The sequence below is a fragment of the uncultured Negativicoccus sp. genome, from assembly GCF_902480485.1.
GTDB lineage: Bacteria > Bacillota > Negativicutes > Veillonellales > Negativicoccaceae > Negativicoccus > Negativicoccus succinicivorans.
Map to the genome: position 1 here is coordinate 1 of NZ_CABSTC010000085.1, position 3,030 is coordinate 3,030.

The 3,030-nt window shown below is 56.2% G+C and carries 4 protein-coding genes; all 4 read left to right on the top strand.

What is annotated here, in order from left to right; genetic code table 11:
• The coding region (locus tag RDN69_RS06010) for a heavy metal translocating P-type ATPase (protein WP_288218377.1) at positions 1–1,224 on the top strand (1,224 nt) is incomplete at its 5' end.
• Positions 1,225–1,363: 139 nt separating this feature from the next.
• Positions 1,364–1,690: a hypothetical protein gene (locus RDN69_RS06015; RefSeq protein ID WP_273259350.1), complete on the top strand. Its 327-nt coding sequence runs from the start codon at positions 1,364–1,366 to the stop codon at positions 1,688–1,690.
• 11 nt (positions 1,691–1,701) lie between these two features.
• On the top strand, positions 1,702–2,469 hold the full coding sequence (locus RDN69_RS06020) for an enoyl-CoA hydratase-related protein (protein WP_024048139.1): 768 nt from the start codon (positions 1,702–1,704) through the stop codon (positions 2,467–2,469).
• Positions 2,469–2,825, top strand: coding sequence for a tRNA-binding protein (locus RDN69_RS06025; RefSeq protein WP_024048138.1), 357 nt, complete (start codon positions 2,469–2,471; stop codon positions 2,823–2,825). Before RDN69_RS06020 ends, RDN69_RS06025 begins: the two co-directional genes overlap by 1 nt.
• Positions 2,826–3,030: the final 205 nt, after the last annotated feature.

The following is a 3,030-nucleotide window of genomic DNA, read 5'->3' on the forward strand; positions in this document are numbered from 1 at the left end:
GTGCTTTCCCAAATTATTCGCGTTGTAGCGGCGGCGCAGGAATCCAAAGCGCCCATTCAGCGACTGGCGGATACCGTTTCCGCTCGGTTCGTGCCCGCGGTGATTTCGATTGCGGCGCTGACGGGCATCGTTTACTACGCTTTTTTCGACGCCACGTTGGAAACCGCGCTGCTGCGTACCGTGGCGGTGCTTGTCATCGCTTGCCCGTGCGCCTTGGGACTCGCGACACCGACATCCATTATGGTCGGTTCCGGCGTGGGCGCGCGTTCGGGTATTCTTTTTAAGAGCGCTGCCGATTTGGAAGCGGCCGGTAAACTTACCCATATTATTTTTGATAAAACCGGCACACTCACCAAAGGGGAACCGGAAGTGGTGGCGCTGGCGCCGCAGGGAACAATGACGGAAAACGAACTGCTCGCGTTGGCGCAAGGTTTGGAGAGCGGTTCCGGCCACCGTTTGGCCGGGGCGATTTTGGCCGCGGGTCAAGCGCGCGCGATTCCGGCGCGCCGTTTTACGGAATTAAAGGAAACCGTCGGCAAGGGCATGAGCGGTCAATACGAGGGCGCGACGTATACAATCGGTCGCGCCGCGTCCGACGACCCGACGGCCGCCGCATGGGAGGTGCAGGGCCGTACGGTATTGGCCGTGCGTCGCGAAGCGGAAGTGCTCGGGCTGATCGCGGTGGCGGACGCGTTGCGCGAGGACGCGGCGGAGGCCATTCGCGATTTGCACGCGCAGGGCATCGAAACGGAACTTTTAAGCGGCGACAATCGTCCCACCGCTACGGCGATTGCGCGAAGTCTCGGGATCGACACCGTGACGGCGGAAGTAAAACCGATTGAAAAAGCGGACCATGTCGCCGCGCGCAAAGGCGCGGGCCGATTGGTTGCGATGGTCGGCGACGGCATCAATGACGCGCCGGCGTTGGCGACGGCGGATTTGGGCATCGCGATCGGCTCCGGCACCGCGGTCGCGATTGATGCCGCGGATATCGTTTTACTCCGCAGTCGCGTGCGTGATGTGGCTCGCTCCGTCACGCTGGCGCAAGCGACGCTAAAAAATATTCGTCAAAATCTTTTCTGGGCGCTTATCTACAACATGATCGGTATCCCGCTGGCCGCGCTCGGTTACCTTTCACCGCTCCTCGCGGGCGCCGCGATGGCGCTCAGCTCCGTGTCCGTTGTGCTCAACGCGTTGCGTTTGCAATACGTGTCATTGCGGTGAAGCGGTCCATGCCGATGCGTTTTAGCGTGGTCACGCACCTTACAAGATCAAGGCGCATCGCTATTTTACAAAAAATGAAATCCCCCGTTACGGGGGATTTTTTTAAAATGGTGTACAATAGTGACAAGGAGGAACGCTTATGAACGATACGGAGGTAAAAGAGCGACTCGCAGAACTCGGGGTCGTCGAAACGGAAGCGGAAGACGAAGTGCTTTTGGTGCAGGATTTCGCCGACGGACGGTACGCGGTGATCACCGACTCGGAGGGGCGCGCGCCGGAAACATTCGCTGAAGAGCTGTATTGGACATTGTACGCTGATGACGGTGAATTTTTATGGACGGTGACGATCCAAGATGGCGCGGCGTTGGCGGACTTGCTCGCGGCCGGCGCCGGCGATGAAGATTTGATTACGCGCATGAGCGATTTGCGCGCGAAAAACGCGGAAGAATTTTTAAACCGACAGTAGGAGGAGAGAAAATGACTGCGAAGTATGAAAATGTGCATTGGGAAAATCGTGACGGCATCGCCATCATTACCATTGATCGCCCCAAAGCGTTGAATGCGCTCAATATGGCGACGATGAAAGAATTGCACGCACTTTTCGCCGAAGTGGCACACGATGAAACCGTGGATGTCATTATTTTGACCGGCGCCGGTGAAAAGGCATTCGTAGCGGGCGCGGATATTAAAGAAATGGCGGCCATGGATACGCTCTCCGGTCGCGATTGGGGCCGTTTCGGTCAAGCGGTCACGCAGCAACTCGAAGACGCGCCGCAGCCGGTCATCGCCGCGGTGAACGGTTACGCGTTGGGCGGCGGTTGTGAACTCTCACTCGCCTGTGATTTTCGGTACGCGAGCGAAAACGCGCAATTCGGTCAGCCGGAAGTGAAGTGGGGTATTTGCGCCGGTTTCGGCGCGAGCCAACGCTTGACGCGCGCGGTCGGTCCCGCGATGGCGAAAGAACTTTTATATACCGCCGATTTCATCGACGCGCAGGAAGCGTTGCGGATCGGTTTGGTCAATCGCGTAGTACCGCAAAAAGACTTGCTGGAAACGGCGCTGGCGACGGCGAAACGTATTCAAAAGAACGCCAAAGTCGCGGTGCGCGCAACAAAACGTTCGGTGCTGGCGGGACAGGATTTGGATCAGCGTAATGCGATTGAATTGGAAGCGCAATACTTCGGAATTTGTTTCGCGACCGAGGACCAAACGAAACGCATGCAGTCGTTCGGAAAGAAAAAATAATGACGCAAGATGCTCAACCTAAAGAAGAAGTCACGTTTGACACTTTCGCTCAATTAGATATTCGCACGGGGACGATTGTGGAAGCGAGCCCACTCAAGGGGGCGCGCGTGCCCGCGTACCGGCTGAAAGTGGATTTCGGACCCGCGATCGGCATCAAGCAATCATCGGCGCAAATCACGGATCTTTATACGCCGGAAGGTCTGATCGGTGAGCAGGTGCTCGGCGTGGTCAATTTCCCGCCGATGCATATCGCCGGTTGGCGGTCGGAAGTGCTCGTACTCGGCGTGTATACGGAGCAGGGTGTTGTTCTCATCGCGCCGAAACAAAAAACGGATAACGGTATGATATTGGGCTAATCAAAAAAAGACGCGCGAGCGTCTTTTTTTGTTGCGCGAAATGAAAAATACATGCCGCCGAGAAAAAGGGAACGACAAAATGGCAGCCGTATTCATTCCGTGCTATAATACAAAAAAGAACATTTGTTCGGAGTAAAATTATGGAATTTGACACGCTGCAACATAAACTGAAAATTTTAACCGACGCCGCGAAGTACGACGCCAG

Bases quoted from the DNA above. Each gene is read 5' to 3' on its own strand.
- RDN69_RS06025 (WP_024048138.1), top strand. From the start codon at position 2,469: ATGACGCAAGATGCTCAACCTAAAGAAGAAGTCACGTTTGACACTTTC.
- RDN69_RS06020 (WP_024048139.1), top strand. From the start codon at position 1,702: ATGACTGCGAAGTATGAAAATGTGCATTGGGAAAATCGTGACGGCATC.
- RDN69_RS06015 (WP_273259350.1), top strand. From the start codon at position 1,364: ATGAACGATACGGAGGTAAAAGAGCGACTCGCAGAACTCGGGGTCGTC.